The 14,992-nt window shown below is 63.4% G+C and carries 13 protein-coding genes and 1 tRNA gene; 6 read left to right on the top strand and 8 right to left on the bottom strand.

Annotated features, from left to right (window positions below):
• Positions 1-8: 8 nt before the first annotated feature.
• The 3 genes from AC1RTB_RS12490 to AC1RTB_RS12500 all read right to left on the bottom strand — a co-directional run bounded on the left by AC1RTB_RS12490 (position 9) and on the right by AC1RTB_RS12500 (position 3,026).
• Positions 9-1,370: an amidohydrolase family protein gene (locus AC1RTB_RS12490; protein ID WP_492878626.1), complete on the bottom strand. Its 1,362-nt coding sequence runs from the start codon at positions 1,368-1,370 to the stop codon at positions 9-11.
• 126 nt (positions 1,371-1,496) lie between these two features.
• Positions 1,497-2,564, bottom strand: coding sequence for an ABC transporter substrate-binding protein (locus tag AC1RTB_RS12495; RefSeq protein ID WP_492878625.1), 1,068 nt, complete (start codon positions 2,562-2,564; stop codon positions 1,497-1,499).
• 387 nt (positions 2,565-2,951) lie between these two features.
• Positions 2,952-3,026: transfer RNA gene (locus tag AC1RTB_RS12500), tRNA-Gly, on the bottom strand.
• A gap of 213 nt (positions 3,027-3,239) precedes the next feature.
• On the opposite strand from AC1RTB_RS12500, the gene AC1RTB_RS12505 reads away from it, so the two are divergent.
• The 4 genes from AC1RTB_RS12505 to AC1RTB_RS12520 all read left to right on the top strand — a co-directional run bounded on the left by AC1RTB_RS12505 (position 3,240) and on the right by AC1RTB_RS12520 (position 5,794).
• Positions 3,240-3,752, top strand: a complete 513-nt coding sequence (locus AC1RTB_RS12505; RefSeq protein ID WP_492878624.1) for a prolyl-tRNA synthetase associated domain-containing protein — start codon at positions 3,240-3,242, stop codon at positions 3,750-3,752.
• 73 nt (positions 3,753-3,825) lie between these two features.
• Positions 3,826-4,794 carry a thioredoxin gene (gene trxA, locus AC1RTB_RS12510; RefSeq protein WP_492878623.1) on the top strand — a complete coding sequence of 323 codons (969 nt, stop codon included), beginning with the start codon at positions 3,826-3,828 and terminating at the stop codon, positions 4,792-4,794.
• Positions 4,795-4,868: 74 nt separating this feature from the next.
• Complete coding sequence (locus AC1RTB_RS12515) at positions 4,869-5,540, top strand: LON peptidase substrate-binding domain-containing protein (protein WP_492878621.1); 672 nt, start codon at positions 4,869-4,871, stop codon at positions 5,538-5,540.
• A gap of 23 nt (positions 5,541-5,563) precedes the next feature.
• Complete coding sequence (locus AC1RTB_RS12520; protein ID WP_492878619.1) at positions 5,564-5,794, top strand: Trm112 family protein; 231 nt, start codon at positions 5,564-5,566, stop codon at positions 5,792-5,794.
• Positions 5,795-5,808: 14 nt separating this feature from the next.
• Here the strand turns inward: AC1RTB_RS12520 and AC1RTB_RS12525 are convergent, their stop codons facing one another.
• Genes AC1RTB_RS12525 through AC1RTB_RS12535 form a run of 3 tightly spaced genes read right to left on the bottom strand, consistent with a single transcriptional unit; the run spans position 5,809 to position 11,556 of the window.
• Positions 5,809-9,162 carry an error-prone DNA polymerase gene (locus AC1RTB_RS12525; RefSeq protein ID WP_492878617.1) on the bottom strand — a complete coding sequence of 1,118 codons (3,354 nt, stop codon included), beginning with the start codon at positions 9,160-9,162 and terminating at the stop codon, positions 5,809-5,811.
• On the bottom strand, positions 9,159-10,628 hold the full coding sequence (locus tag AC1RTB_RS12530; RefSeq protein WP_492878615.1) for a Y-family DNA polymerase: 1,470 nt from the start codon (positions 10,626-10,628) through the stop codon (positions 9,159-9,161). Before AC1RTB_RS12530 ends, AC1RTB_RS12525 begins: the two co-directional genes overlap by 4 nt.
• Positions 10,570-11,556, bottom strand: coding sequence for an ImuA family protein (locus AC1RTB_RS12535; protein ID WP_492878613.1), 987 nt, complete (start codon positions 11,554-11,556; stop codon positions 10,570-10,572). Before AC1RTB_RS12535 ends, AC1RTB_RS12530 begins: the two co-directional genes overlap by 59 nt.
• Before the next feature lie 192 nt (positions 11,557-11,748).
• On the opposite strand from AC1RTB_RS12535, the gene AC1RTB_RS12540 reads away from it, so the two are divergent.
• Positions 11,749-12,171: a metallopeptidase family protein gene (locus tag AC1RTB_RS12540; protein ID WP_492878611.1), complete on the top strand. Its 423-nt coding sequence runs from the start codon at positions 11,749-11,751 to the stop codon at positions 12,169-12,171.
• Positions 12,172-12,185: 14 nt separating this feature from the next.
• On the opposite strand, the gene AC1RTB_RS12545 is transcribed toward AC1RTB_RS12540, so the two are convergent.
• Both AC1RTB_RS12545 and AC1RTB_RS12550 read right to left on the bottom strand, forming a co-directional pair.
• Positions 12,186-12,395 carry a DUF1737 domain-containing protein gene (locus tag AC1RTB_RS12545; RefSeq protein WP_492878610.1) on the bottom strand — a complete coding sequence of 70 codons (210 nt, stop codon included), beginning with the start codon at positions 12,393-12,395 and terminating at the stop codon, positions 12,186-12,188.
• The gene (locus tag AC1RTB_RS12550; RefSeq protein WP_492878608.1) at positions 12,392-13,291 is read right to left on the bottom strand and encodes an HpcH/HpaI aldolase/citrate lyase family protein; all 900 of its coding nucleotides are present in this window, start codon (positions 13,289-13,291) and stop codon (positions 12,392-12,394) included. The genes AC1RTB_RS12545 and AC1RTB_RS12550 overlap by 4 nt, the downstream gene beginning before the upstream one ends.
• Positions 13,292-13,388: 97 nt before the next feature.
• Here AC1RTB_RS12550 and AC1RTB_RS12555 point away from each other — a divergent pair, with 97 nt between their 5' ends.
• Positions 13,389-14,558: an NAD(P)/FAD-dependent oxidoreductase gene (locus tag AC1RTB_RS12555; RefSeq protein ID WP_492878606.1), complete on the top strand. Its 1,170-nt coding sequence runs from the start codon at positions 13,389-13,391 to the stop codon at positions 14,556-14,558.
• Positions 14,559-14,992 lie beyond the last annotated feature (434 nt).

Consider the following 14,992-nt stretch of genomic DNA (forward strand, 5'->3'; position numbering starts at 1 on the left):
GATTTTGCTCAGTTGGCCCGTGGGGTGAAGTCCGCTTCGCCCATCAGCCGCTGCGCGGAGGCGGCGAGGTCGGCGCGGCGTCCACGCAGAACATCATCGGGAAAGAGCAGCTTGCCAGCCCGCTTGCGCACGACGCCGTCGATGAAAACAGTATCCACGTTTCCGCCATGCGCCTGCTCGACGATGCTGTAGAGAGGGCTGTTGACGGGGACCAGGTTCAGATCGCTGGCGCGCAGAAGAACAAGATCGGCCTGCTTGCCAGGTGTCAGCGTGCCGATCCTGTCGTCCAGTCCGAACGCCCTGGCCCCGGCGATCGTCGCCCATTTCAAGGCGGTGCGGCTGGAGGCCGGCGCGCTCCGGGCACTGGTACCGCCGGAACGATGCCAGGCATGGCGGGCATAGAGCAGCGCGGTCTGCATTTCCCGGAACATCTCGCCCGAGACGATCGTCTCGGAATCAACGCCGATCGAAGGCAGGCCGCCCAGCTCGGAGACCCGGTAGATCAGTGGATCAAGCGCGTTGCCATGCAACTCCACCAACACGGTCGCCGTCACCGTAGCGCCATTGTCGACAAGCACTTTCAGTTCCGCGTCACCCAGATGATTGCCATGCACGACATTGCATTTCTCTCCGAGCAGGCCTTCGTCCGCCAGGCGCATGAAGCCATCAGGCGTGATACGCCGCCCCGCGCCGCCGGAAACGTGGGCGGAGCAATAGAGATCGAGCTCGCGCGCCAGGCGGAAGTCGTGCCGGGTCACATCCCAGGTCGAGTAGTCCGGTCCAAGGACCGCCATCCCGAGCGAGACCAGGCCATTCCCGCTTGAAAAACGCCCCTTGCGCAAGGCCTCGATGCGCTGGCGCGGATGCGGCTCTTCCGAGAAGGGGCGGGCTCCCGATACAGCAGGCGGCTTGGCGGTGCCGTGCTGGAAAACGGCGCGGATGCCAGCGTCGCGCAGCCCATCCACGGCCCGCTCGGCCATTTCGAGGGAGGTCACGTTGTGGCAGAAATCGACGAGCGTGGTGACGCCCATGTCGATCTGGTTCAGCGCGCCCAAGAGATTGCCGAGGTAATTGTCCTCGGCATTGAAACGCGTCGCGATGTTGCCGTGCATGTTGCGGTGATAGTCCGCGCCGACCCACTCAGATCCAATCGCGCGCAAGCCGGTCTGCCAGGTGTGGATATGGGCGTTCACCAGGCCCGGCATGGCGATCATGCCGGTGGCGTCGATGGTCTCGTCAGCCGTTGCGCCGAGGTGCTTGGCGACCGCGGCGATGCGATCGCCCTCGATCAGGATTTCGCCGCCTTCCAGATCGCCGATCGTTTCGTCCATCGAAACAATCCAGCCGCATTTCAGTAAGGTGCGTTTCATTGTCGTCTTCCGATTGAAGCTGGGACTTTTCGGCCGCCAGGCAGGCTTGCGCTGGCGGCGTTCGACTAGGAGGGGCATGCTGCCGCTCAGCCTGAGAGCAGCGCAAAGGCCGAACGTCACTGGATATCAGAGAAAGGGGTTCTTTTCTGAAAGCCGTGCGTGAGCTTGCCTGGCGGTTGAGACATCGAAGATCTGGTCCTCACTGGACATCTGGCGAAGCAGCGTCGTGCGTTCATGCCAAAATGCCTGCTGCTCCATCACGGACGAGATGTCTGGCAAGCCGTCCTCGGCCAGGCCGGACCACCTGGGCCGGGTGGAATCGACGAGTTCGGGCGACAGCCGTGTGGCGTCGGCAATGATCTTGACGATTTCAGGATTTCCATCCCGGGAGGCGGCGCCATAGTCTCGCTGCCCCTGCAACATCGCCATATTGTAGCGGACCACGGCGTCGGCGTTGTCCTTCAGGAAGGTTTCCGTCGCGACCGCGCAGGAGAGCTGGACGCCGGGCGCGATCTCGTCGCTCCATGCGACGATCTTGGCAACGCCGGAGGCCTCGGCGGCGTAGGCACCCGGCAAGGGGTGGAGCACGCCGGCGATCTGGCCCGCCGGCATCACCTGGAGCGCGGTCTGGCCATTCATTCCCCACCGCCATTCCACATCCTTGTCGGAAACGCCGACACGGTCGAGCGCCTTGAAAAAGAGATATTGGGCAATCGAGCCAACCGCTGCGATCGCCACGGTCGTGCCCTTCAGCATCGCAAAATCGGCGAGGCTGCGCAGTCCGGCCTCGTGCAGCTGCCTGCTCGCCAGGATCGGCAACGAGCCGAGCCCCGGCGTCTCCTGAGGGCCGCTAAGGAACATCTTCACCGGATTGCCCTTGGCGATCATGTTGAAATAGGCAGCACCCGCCGTGGCAGCCGCGATATCAAGTTCGCCGGCGGCGATCATCGGCATGGCGGCACTGCCGTCGACGAAAATGCTCTCCTCGATGGTGATCCCGACTTTTTCAAAATAGCCGCGTGCCTTGGCAATGAAATAAGGACCGGCGGAGATGTAGGGCACCGTGCCGATACGGATTTTGACGGGCTTGTAGGCGTCCTGCGCGCGAATGGCGGGCATCGGAAACGCCAATGTCGCTGCGCTGCCCGCCGCGATCTTCATGAAGGCACGTTTGGTCAGATGTTGCTTTGGCATGTTCCTCCCTTTTCCGCCTGAAGCGGCCATCGGCACTGGCAAAGGCACCGTCTGCACCGGAGTGCAAAAAGATTGCACCGATGTGAAGTCAAATGCTGCTGGCCGGTCGATCCTCTCTTGCCCCTCTCGACAAGCAAATTTTCCGCCCAGCGCTTGTGCAATCGTTTGCCCTGCATCGGACAGTAAGGATTGGCCGGCGAAGGTCGAGCACTTCAGGTGTCGTCAGGAGGACAATCAGTTGTGAGTTTCGGACAAACCGATGAGGGATGAGAACGAGCGAGCGGCGCCGGCGATAACCACCAGCGTGTTAACCAAATGACGACCTGGCCCAAAAAGCAAAAGGCCGCCCGAAGGCGGCCTCTGGATGTTGATTTCCCTTAAGGAAATTGGAGCGGGTGAAGCGATTCGAACGCTCGACCCCAACCTTGGCAAGGTTGTGCTCTACCCCTGAGCTACACCCGCTCGCACGGCTCGTCGCCGCAACGGCGCCTATATGGCCGAACCTCGCGGTGAATGCAACAGGGAAACCGCGATCTTTTTTCGCTATTTTTCCAATGCTCGCGAAAGCCCGGATTTCTGCGGATGCAGCGCCTGTGGATGAAGGTGGCGGGCTTGTCTTGGCCACAGGCTTTGCCCATAAACCGTGGCACCCAGCAATTTTTGGCGAAGGCTTGCATGACCGGCGCGACGAATCCCAAGACCAGGGCCGAGCTTTTGGCCTTCCTCGACACCCTTGGCATCACTGTTCAGACACACGATCACCCGCCGTTGTACACGGTCGCCGATTCGCAGGCGCTGCGCGGCGCGATTGCCGGCGGGCACACCAAGAACCTTTTCCTCAAGGACAAGAAGGACAACTTCTTTCTCGTCACCGTGGATGAGGAGGCGAGCGTCGACCTCAAGCAGATCCATCAGCAGATCGGCGCGTCGAGCCGGGTTTCCTTCGGCAAGCCGGAGGCGCTGATGGAACTGCTTGGCGTGGCCCCCGGTTCGGTCACCGTCTTCGGGCTGATCAACGACACCTCGGGCAAGGTGAAGCTGGTCCTCGACAGCGCCCTGATGGAAAACGCCGTGATCAACGCCCATCCGCTGACCAATGAGGCGACGACCTCCATCTCCAGCAGCGACCTGTTGCTTTTCGTCGAGGCAACCGGCCACGATGCTGTTATCTTGAAAGTCTCGGGCTGATCGCCACATGGTTGGCTGACAGCCGCCTGGCCGAACGGCCTGCATGCGAGAACGACACACCGGAAGAGTGAAGATGAGCAACGAAAGCAATCCCTTCGGCGGCATGAGCAGCCAGTACGCCACCAACGTGCAGTTTGGCGCAGCACCCGCCAATGGTGCTGCACCGGCGGCCGATCTCATCAAGGAGACGACGACCGCCGGCTTTGCCGCAGACGTCATCCAGGAGTCGCGCAACCAGCCGGTGCTGGTCGACTTCTGGGCACCCTGGTGCGGCCCGTGCAAGCAGCTGACCCCGGTGATCGAGCGTGTCGTCCAGTCCGCCGGCGGGCGCGTCAAGCTGGTCAAGATGAACATCGACGATCATCCAGCGATTGCCGGCCAGCTCGGCATCCAGTCGATCCCCGCAGTCATCGCCTTCAAGAACGGCCAGCCGGTCGACGGCTTCATGGGCGCCGTGCCCGAGAGCCAGATCCGCGATTTCATCGACAAGATCGCCGGCAAGGATGGCGGCCAGCCGCAGATCGCCGAAGCGCTTGCGGCAGCAGCCGAGGCGCGCGGCGCCGGCGACCTGCAGACAGCGGCACAGATCTATGATGCCGTACTGGAACAGGCGCCCGACAATGTCGACGCGATCGCTGCGCTTGCCGATATCCTGTTTGAGGCCGGCGACACGGTGGGCGCAAACGAGGTGCTGGCGCGCGCGCCGGAAGACAAGAAATCAGCCGCGGCACTTGTTTCGGTCCGCGCCAAGATCGCGCTCGCCGAAGCGGCGGCAGAACTTGGCGACTCCGCCGAGCTCGAACGCCAGCTGGCGCAAGACCCCGGAGACCACCAGGCGCGTTTTGATCTCGCCATGATCCAGAACGCCAAGGGCCAGCGCGCAGAGGCGGCCGACAACCTGCTTGCCATCGTCAGGGCGGACCGGACCTGGAACGATGATGGCGCAAGGGCGCAATTGCTCAAGCTGTTCGAGGCCTGGGGCTTCACCGACGAGGTGACGCTGGCCACGCGGCGCAAGCTGTCGTCGCTGCTGTTTTCGTAACAGCAGCCTCGCTGCGGCCTTGCGTTTGACCGCAGCGACCCCAGATTGAGTGGCGGCAGCCAGTTGAGGACAAGATGCAGGCAGGGAACGCGCATTACAGGCTCGACAGCGACCTGCCGACGACGCTGGCAGTGTTCCCGCTGACAGGCGCGCTGCTTTTGCCGGGTGGGCGCATGCCGCTCAACATCTTCGAACCGCGCTATCTCCAGATGATCGACGACGCGATGGCCGGATCGCGGCTGATCGGCATGATCCAGCCTTCGCTTGACGGCACGCTGCGTCCCGACGGCGAACCATCGCTTTGCCCGGTCGGCTGTATCGGCCGCATCACCTCGCTCGCCGAAACCGGTGACGGCCGTTATCTGGTTTCGCTGCAAGGCGTCTGCCGCTTCCGCGTCGCCCAGGAGCTGGTGGTCAAGACGCCGTTCAGGCAGTGCAAGATCACCTCTTTTGCAGCCGACCTCACCGAGGACAAGGCCGGCGCGGAAGTCGACCGGCCAGCCCTGCTCAAGGCTTTCCGCACCTACCTCCAGGCCAACGAGCTCGAGGCCGATTGGGAAAGTGTCAGCCGCGCCGACAACGCCATACTGGTCAACGCATTGTCGATGATGGCGCCATACGGTGCGGCCGAAAAACAGGCGCTGCTCGAAGCGCCCGATCTCAAGACCCGCGCCGAGACGCTGATCGCCATCACCGAAATGGCGCTGGCCCGCGAAAACGACGAGTTCGGCTCAAGCCTGCAATAGGTCGAACCAGCTGGAGAGCAACGATGGTTGAAACGGCCAACAAGCGCGACATCGACGTCAAGCTGCTCGAATTGCTTGCCTGTCCGCTGACCAAGGGGCCGCTGACCTGGGACGCCGAGCGCGGCGAACTGGTGTCCCGCCTCGCGCGCCTCGCCTACCCCGTTCGTGACGGCATCCCGGTCATGCTGCCTTCCGAGGCCAGGCAGATTCTCGACACCGAGGTTGCGCCCAAAAAAACCTCGCCCACCGACTGAGCCCGCACCTCCTTTCATTGGAAATTGCGCCCCTTGGGCATGACGCTGCTGGCCTTGCGCGCGAGCCTTTCATAGCTCTGCACGACACGCGGATCCCTGGCGGCTTTCTCGGCAGCGCTTTGCCTGGCACCGCTTGCCTGGGTAAGTGCCGCTTGCGCCTTTTCATCGGCTGACATCTGCATTTCTTCCGACATGGCGGCGAGCCAGTGCGTCAAATCCTCCATCTTGTCGGCAACGATGTGAATCACGCCTGATTCCGCCTGCAGCTTGCCGCTGACGCGGATGAACTTCGATCCCATGATCACCGGCCGGAAGCGGTCGAAGACCCGTTGCCAGATGATGATATTGGCGACCGAATTTTCGTCCTCAAGCGTAAGGAAGATGGCATTGCCCTTGCCGGGGCGCTGGCGAACCAGCACCAGCCCCGCGACCGAGACGCGCCTGCCGTCCGGCACCTCAGGCAGCCGGGCGTTCGGTGTGATGCCGGCCTTGTCCAACCGTTGCCTGAGGAAGGCCACCGGATGCGCCTTCAGCGAAAGACCGAGCGAGCGGTAGTCGTGGATGACATGCTCGCCGAGCGGCATGGCGGGCAAAAACATCTGCGGCTCGTTGTCGGGCAAATGAACGTCGGGCTGGTCGAACAGCGGCAGCATTTCGGCGGCACTCTTGCCGTCGAGTGCTCGCACTGCCCATAAAGCCTCACGCCGGTCGAGGTCGATCGAGCGGAAGGCATCGGCCTGGGCGAGCAGCTCGATCTCGCCGACATCGAGACCGGACCGCAGCCAGACATCGCGCACCGACTGATAACCCTTGCCGCGCCGCTCGACGAAGGTTTTCATCTTCTTGTCGCCGAGACCCTTGATCTGGCGGAAGCCCAATCGAACGGCGTGACTGGTCTTGATGACATCGCGCATTTCAGCGTGGCGGGCACGGATCCGCTTGGGGTCGAAACCGGAGCGTTCAAGCGTGCAGTCCCAATCGGAATGGTTGATGTCGACGGCACGGATCTCGACGCCATGGTCCTCGGCATCGCGGACCAGCTGTGCCGGCCGGTAAAAACCCATCGGCTGCGAGTTCAGGATCGCCGCGCAGAAGACATCGGGGTAGTAGGCCTTGAACCAGCAGGAGGCGTAGACCAGCAGCGCGAAGGCCGCGGCATGGCTTTCGGGAAAACCATATTCGCCAAAGCCCTCGATCTGCTTGAAGCAGCGCTCGGCGAAGTCGCGCTCGTAACCGCGATCGACCATGCCTTTTACCATCCTATCACGGTAATTGCCGATGGTGCCGGTGCGCTTGAAGGTGGCCATGGCACGCCTGAGCTGGTCGGCCTCGCCAGGCGTGAAGCCACCGGCGACGATGGCGATTTTCATCGCCTGTTCCTGGAATAGCGGCACACCCAACGTCTTGCCCAGAATTTCCTCAAGCTCCGGCTTGGGAAATACGTGATCCTCCTTGCCCTGCCGCCGACGCAGATAGGGATGCACCATGTCGCCCTGGATCGGGCCGGGCCGGACAATCGCCACCTCGATGACCAGATCATAGAATTCACGCGGCTGCAGTCGTGGCAGCATCGACATCTGCGCCCGGCTTTCGATCTGGAAGACGCCGAGCGTGTCGGCGCGGCAGATCATGTGGTAGACCTTCGGGTCCTCCTGCGGCAGCGTCGCCAGCGTGTAGGGCCGATCATGCGGGTCGCGCTCGTCGTAATGCGCTTCGAGCAGGTCGAAGGCCTTGCGCAGGCAAGTCAACATGCCAAGCGCCAGGATATCGACCTTCAATATGCCGACGGCATCGAGGTCGTCCTTGTCCCACTCAACCATCTTGCGCTCGTCCATCGCCGTCTTGACGATCGGCACGATCTCATCGAGCCGGTCGCGGGTGATGACGAAGCCGCCGACATGCTGGGACAGATGGCGCGGAAAACCCATGATGCCGTTGGCATGCTCGATCACATGCCGGGTCAGCGGATCGGCCTTGTCGAGGCCGCCTGCCGCCGTTTCCTTCTCGCCAAGCTCGGATGAATACCAACCCCAGATCGACCCCGACAACGCGCCCCTGACATCGTCCGACAGGCCCATCGCCTTGGCGACCTCACGCAGCGCCGAGCGGCCGCGATAGGTGACGACTGAGGCCGCGAGGGCGGTACGCTTGGAGCTGTATTTTTCGTAGATGAAGGCGATGACCTCGTCGCGCCGCTCATGCTCGAAGTCGACGTCGATATCAGGCGGCTCACCACGTTCCACGGAGATGAAGCGCTCGAACAAGACATCGACGATATCGGGTCCGACATCGGTGATGCCGATGCAGAAGCAGATGACGGAATTGGCCGCCGACCCGCGACCCTGGCACAATATGCCCTTCGAGCGGGCAAACTGGACGATGTCATGAACGGTGAGGAAATAGCGGGCATAGTTGAGTTCCTCGACAATGCCGAGTTCGTGCCGGATGATGCCTTGCACCTTCTCCGGAACACCATCCGGATAGCGTTTTTTCGCCCCTTCCCAGGTCAGCCTTTCCAGTTCCGCCTGAGGTTCGAGACCCGATTCCGTCGGCTCGTCGGGATAGTTGTATTTGAGCTCACCCAACGAAAAATGCAGGCTTTCGGCAAAGCGCAGCGTTTCGGCCAAGGCTTCCGGATGCCGCCGGAAAAGCCGGCTCATATCCATGGGCCCTTTCAGGTGGCGCTCGGCATTCCCCTTCAATTCGAACCCCGCCTCGGTGACCGGCACGTTGAGACGGATTGCGGTCAGAACGTCATGCAGCGGACGCTGGGTCGGCGCGTGGTAAAGCGCATCATTGGTCGCCATCAGCGGCAGGCCAGTAATCGCCGCCATGGCCGCCGCCTGCTCGATCCTGAAACGATCATTGCCGCCGAAGTTCGGAGCGACTGCGAGCCACAAGGAGGCACCAAAGCGTTCCTTGAGGCCGCGCAGAAGCACGGCATCGTCTTCCGTGGCGGCCGTGACATCAGGCAGCACGGCAAGCGACAGCAGGTCGCCCCACTCGAAAAGGTCATCCCGATAGAGAAGCGGCGCGCCCTTTTCGCTTTCCGGTCGGGTATTGGCCTGGGTGAGCATGCGGCACAGATGCCCCCAGCCCTTGCGATCTCTAGGATAGGCAAGAATGTCGGGCGTGCCATCGGCAAAAACCAGTCGGCAGCCGGGATGGTAGGCAAGCCCTTCCGTCTCGGCCATCTTCCAGGCGCGCACGGTTCCCGCAACAGTGTTGCAGTCGGCAAGGCCGATCGCCGAAAGTCCCAGAAACTTCGCCGCGATCACCAGCTCTTCCGGCGCGGAGGCTCCGCGCAGGAAGGAGAAATTCGACTGGATGCCGAATTCGGCGTAACTCGTGGCGGCGACCATGTTCATGCAAAAACCCCATGCAGGAACCAGCGTGGGGCCGTTGCTTGCGCGCCATAGAGGCCTTGCCGGTAGAGCCAGTAGCGGCGGCCATCGGCATCTTCGACCCGGTAATAATCACGCGTCGGCGCCTCATTCCCCTCGCGCCACCATTCGGCTGCGATGCGTTCCGGCCCCTCCGCACGCGTCACGCGATGCACGGCACGGCGCCAGCGGAAATGCGGCGGCGGGCCATCGGGCACCTCGGTCAACGGAACGTCGATGGGCTCAGGTGAGCGAAACAAACGAATGGGCCGCTCCAATTGGCCGGGCTGACTGACGGGGCTACGCCGCACCTTGCCAGCCTTGGCGAATGCCTTCCTGTTTTCCTCCTGCGCATAAGAAACGACAGCTGCGGCACGCTCCGGCAGATGACTTTCAATGGGAACAGGTTCGAGGACGGCGGCCTCGCCAAGCCGGGCCGTCACGCGGTCGGCGAAGATCGCCAACCCTTCGCCATCATCTTCGATCTCACCGGCAAGATCGCCCTGGCGCGCATCGAAACGGGCTGTCGAAAGTGCCGACAGGCGGACGAGATCGAAGCCGCAGCCGGCATCGATGGTTTCGCCAAGCGTGGTCAGCCGTTCATGGAACAGCTTTCGGATCAGCACCGGCTCGCGGATCGGCCGCGAGGCACCGACAGTGATACGGCTGACCATGCCGTCGACTCTAAAAAGCAAAAGCTCAAGCGTGCGCGCGCCTTCCTCGCGACGCTCCAGATCGACTTTGAGCGCAGCGGCGAGCAGGCCGACCAGCCGCTCGACATCTTCGATCAGCGACAGAGGGTCAGCGAGATGCCGCTCGACCGAAAGAGGCGCCACCGGCAGGCGCGGCGAGATCGCCTCCTCCAGACGCCCGAGCCCCTGGTCGAGGCGTTCAATGAGCGTTGCGCCAAAGCGCCGGACAAGGGGCGCGCGCGGGCCATCCATGACAGCACCAACGGTGCGCAGCCCGACGCTTTCGAGGCTTGTCTTCGTTTTCGGATCAAGCCGCAGCGCCGATAGCGGCAGGCGGGCGAAGAAATTGCGCTCGCTGCCCGGCGCAATGATCTGGCCGGCGGCGAAGCGCGCCGCAGCCCATGCCGCCCCTGGCGTCGACGCCAGGCCTGAACGGACGTCAAACCCCTGGTGGAAAAACCGCGCCATCAGATCGGCGAGCAGCGCCTTTTCGCCGCCGAAAAGATGAGCGCAGCCGGTGATATCGAGGAACAGCCCGTTTTCACCGTCGAGCGCGACAAGTGGCGTGTAGCGGTCGCACCAGTCGGCGAGGCCTTCGAGCAGCCGGCGGTCGGCCTCAGGGTCCGCCTCGACGATGTCGATGTCGGGATGCATGGCGCGCGCCTCGGCGATGCCCATTCCCGGCCTCAGCCGGCGGGCTTCAGCCTGCTCGTCGAGGGCGGCGATGCGCTGGGCGTTGTTCTCGCGGTGGCTGATCACCAGCGGCTGGCTCGGCCGCGGACCTGAACGCCAGGACCGTCCCAGCCGCCGCCGCAGGATCCGCTCGGCCGCGAGATGGGGAAACCACAGCGACACGATTCTCTGGGACGTCTCTTCTTTCTTCGAGGGTGTGTGCATTTGGGTTCCATTCCAGAATGAATTTGCCGGCAAGTGCGGTGCGGCTCTTGCCGATTTCGACAGTGACGGCAGGCGGGCCGATGGAACCGGCGAGCGGACCGGCAAGCGTGCGCCGAAGCGAGGCCGGCGCCGGCGCGGCGATGAGCCGAACGGGGGCGGCGGTCGGTTCCGGCTCGGCCGACTGGCGCAGCAGGAGCACCGGCCGGCCAGCCTCCTGGGCACGACGGTGAAGCCGCCGTGTCGCTGTGAGATCCAGCCCGCGCGGATTGCCGCGCAACTCGACGATGACGGTGGCAATCTCGTCGATGCCGGTGGCTTCCTCGGCGATCCACAGCGCATCCGTCGGCTTGGGCGCCTCGGCAATAAGCAGGCGATCCGGCGCAAGGCCGAAAAGCCATTCCAGGCCGGCTGCATAAGGAAGCCCAGCCTCCCTGAAGATTTCGGCGGTGCCGATCCACAGCACCAGCGTGCCCGGTTTCGCCTTGAGCATGAGGCTGACAAGACAAAGAGCCAGGCCCGCGGCGGCCCCCGCATTGCGGGTTTGGGTGCCATGAATTTCGGTCAGCGCGGCTTTCGGCAACCCGCCGCCCAGGGTTTCGTCGAGACGCTCGACGCCGGTGGGCAGGAAGAAGTCGCGCGCCGAGGCAACCCCGTTGCGGCGGACAAGCACGCCTGAAGGTGCCGGGCTGTCGGAGGGCGACACCAGCAGCTCGGGCAGCGTGCCCTCGATCTTCGCTATCTTCTGGCGCAGGGCAAAAACGACGTCCCGCGCCACGGCGCTGGTTGCCATGTCGATCTGCCTTCGATTAGTTGTTCCTGTTATGTTCTTATAGATTCCAGAGCTGCCCCCGAGAGTCAAGCCGATTCAAGGGGAATTTATTCCTCTCCTGGGGACAGCTCCTCACCGCTTATTTATCGCCTGGGCGGCAAAAGCCTCGTAAGCGGAGCGGCGAACGGCTATATGCCCTCAAAAGGACGTATAATGGCCCGTATTTACAAGACCCGCGCCTGGCATGACCAGCTTTCGCCCTCGATCGAGGAGTTGGAGCTTCTGGCGCTCGAAGCCTATGCGCATCTGCCGGAGGAGTTTCGCCAGCTGACCGGCGAGGTCGTCATCCAGATGGCGGAATTCCCCACCGACGAGATCATGGACGACCTGTCGCTGGAAACGCCGTTCGACCTGCTCGGGCTGTTCGAGGGGCGCGGCATCGCCGAGCGCTGGAACCCGCAGACCGGCGAAGGCCCCAACCGCGTCACGCTCTACCGTAGGGCGATTCTCGATTACTGGGCCGAGAACGAGGAGACGCTGGGCGACATCGTCACCCATGTGCTGATCCATGAGATCGGCCACCATTTCGGCCTGTCCGACGAGGACATGGAACGGCTGGAGGAAGCCGCCGAATAGGCGGCGGCCCCAATTCAGTAGTCGCTGAGCTTGGTGACGCCGGCCTCGTAGTCGTGGCCTTCGACATCCTTCACCACGGCCTGGCCGCAGCGCATGGTCTTGGTTTCCGTGTCGAAGGCATAGGTCGGCGAACCGAACAGGTGCCAGCCCTTGTTCACGGCAGCGGTGACCTTGTGGCAAAAGGTGGCGTCGTCGGGGCCGGTCAGGAAGCGGTAGAGTTTCATTTTTCGTCTCCGGTCATCTCAGCGATCATCGCGGCCCTCGCCAGCACCTTCTCGGCCTGGACGAGATGCAGCCGCTCAACCATCTTGCCGCTGAGCGAGATTACACCGCGCGAGGCGTTTTCGGGAAGCGCGAAGGCGTCCGCAATGGCGCGGGCTTCGGCAAGGGCCTCAGGCGACGGCGAAAACGCCGCGTTGGCGCCCTCGATCTGGGCCGGGTGGATGACGGTCTTGCCGTCGAAACCCATGGCGGATGCCTCGGCGCAGTCGTGCACGAAGGCTGCGAGATCGCGAAAATCGTTGGACACGCCGTCGAGCATGTCGAGGCGGCCGGCACGCGCCGCGAGCACCATCTGCATCAGCCAGGGCATGAGGTAGCGCCGGTCGGGCGTCATCAGAACGCCGGTTTCCTTGACGATGTCGTTGGTGCCGGCAACCAGGCAAGCGAGCCGCGAGGCGGGATCGCGGCCAAGCTCGGCGATGGCGCCGATATTGATCAGCGCGCGCGGCGTCTCGACCATCGCCCACAGCTTCATCTCGTCGGGCGCATCAGCGTCGTCGAGCACGTCGCCGGCCTCCAATATGTCGCGCGGCGTGGCGACCTTGGGCAACAGCACGCCATCGACATTCCATGCGCTCGCAGCGGCAAGGTCGTCGGCGCCCCACTCGCTCGACAGCGCATTGATGCGCACGATGTATTCGCGTTTGCCTGGCCCACGCACGGCGAGGAACTGGCCGAGCCTTTCGCGCGCCGAAACCTTCTCTTGCGGCAGCACCGCGTCCTCGAGGTCGAGGACGACGGCGTCGCAGGCAAGCGAGGCGATCTTGGCCAGCGCCTTTTCGTTGGTGGCGGGCACATAAAGCACCGAACGGCGCGGGCGCGAGACAGAATGTGACATCTGGTCTTCTTGCCCGGCAACGCTGGCCCTTGCAAGGTCTTGCGAGGTGGTGACGTAACTGCTTTTGTCCTCCACCATCAACCAACGGGAACACTCCATGGCACGCTACGACGTGGTCATCACAGGCGGCGCGATCGTCGGCAGCTCGATCGCCTATTATCTGCGCGAGGAGGGTTTTACCGGCTCGATCGCGCTGATCGAGCGCGATCCGCAATTCGCCCATGCGGCGACCACGCTGTCCTGCGCTTCGATCCGCCAGCAATTTTCGATCCCCGAAAACATCCGCCTGTCGCAGTTCACGCTTTCCCTGTTTCGCCGGCTCAAGGACGAGTTCGGCCCCGACGCCGACATCGGCTTCCGCGAGGGCGGTTATCTCATCCTGGCCGGCGACAACGCTTTTCCCATCCTCAAGGCCAATCACGCAGCGCAGATGGCCGAGGGCGCCGACATCGTGCTGGAGGATGCCGCGCAGCTGGCCAAGCGCTTTTCGTGGATCTCGACCGAGGGCATTTCCGCCGGCGCTTATGGTCGCACGGGCGAAGGCTGGTTCGACGCACATGCCATGCTCGGCCTGTTCCGCAAGGCGCTGAAGACCAAAAATATCGACCTGATCACCGCCGAAGTGGCCGGCATCGAGCGTGAGGGCAACCGCGTCACCGCCGTCACCCTTGCCAATGGCGAGCGGCTGGAGGCCGGCACGGTGTTCAACGCGGCGGGGCCGAATGCCGGCAAGGTGTCCGCCATGGCCGGCATCGCGCTGCCGGTCGAGCCGCGCAAGCGCAACGTCTTTGTCTTCGAAGCGCGCGACAAATTCGCCGATATGCCGCTGATGGTCGATCCCTCCGGCGTCTATGTCCGCCCCGAGGGTTCGGTCTACATCACGGGCGGCGCCGAGAGCGAGGACGGCGAGCAGGCCGCCGATCCCAACGATTTCAACCCCGACTGGGGGCTGTTCGAAGAGGTGATCTGGCCGGCTTTGGCGACGCGCGTGCCGGCCTTCGAGGCGATCAAGGCAACGCAGGCCTGGGTCGGGCATTACGATTACAACGCGCTCGACCAGAACGCCGTCATCGGCCCGCATCCGGAGGTTGAAAACTTCATCTTCGCCAACGGCTTTTCCGGCCACGGCCTGCAGCAGGCGCCGGCGGTGGGCAAGGCGCTGGCCGAATTGCTGGTGCATGGCGGCTACCGCACCATCGACTGCTCGGCCTTCGGCTACCAGCGCATCGCCGAGGGCCGTGCGTTCCGCGAGCTGAATGTGATCTAGGGGCATTTTCCCCGCCCTCATCCTGAGCCTTTCCGCACTGAGCTTGTCGAAGGATGGGGGCTGGTACTCCCGATTGATTTCCTGCACCGAAATGGGCTTCACAACCGTCACGGCATGGATCCCCGGGATCTCCGCACTCGCTTTCGCTCGCGCTCCGACCCGAGGATGACGATTGCTTTGGTGTTCTCGCCAATCGCCAACGTTTGCGCGACGCACCTCTTTTTTTCGTCATCCTCGTGCCCGAAGCGGCGAAGCCGCGCAGGGTCACGGGGATCCATGCCGTGACGGGCGCGAAGGGCAAGGATGACGAGGAAGGGGCGTCGCCGCCAATCGCGAATGTCGGTGGTTGGCGAAAACACCCAGGCATTCGTCATCCTCGGGTCGGAGCGCGAGCGATAGCGAGTGCGGAGATCCCGGGGATCCATGCCACGACG

It is taken from the genome of Aminobacter sp. GW821-FHT11F06, assembly GCF_058808215.1.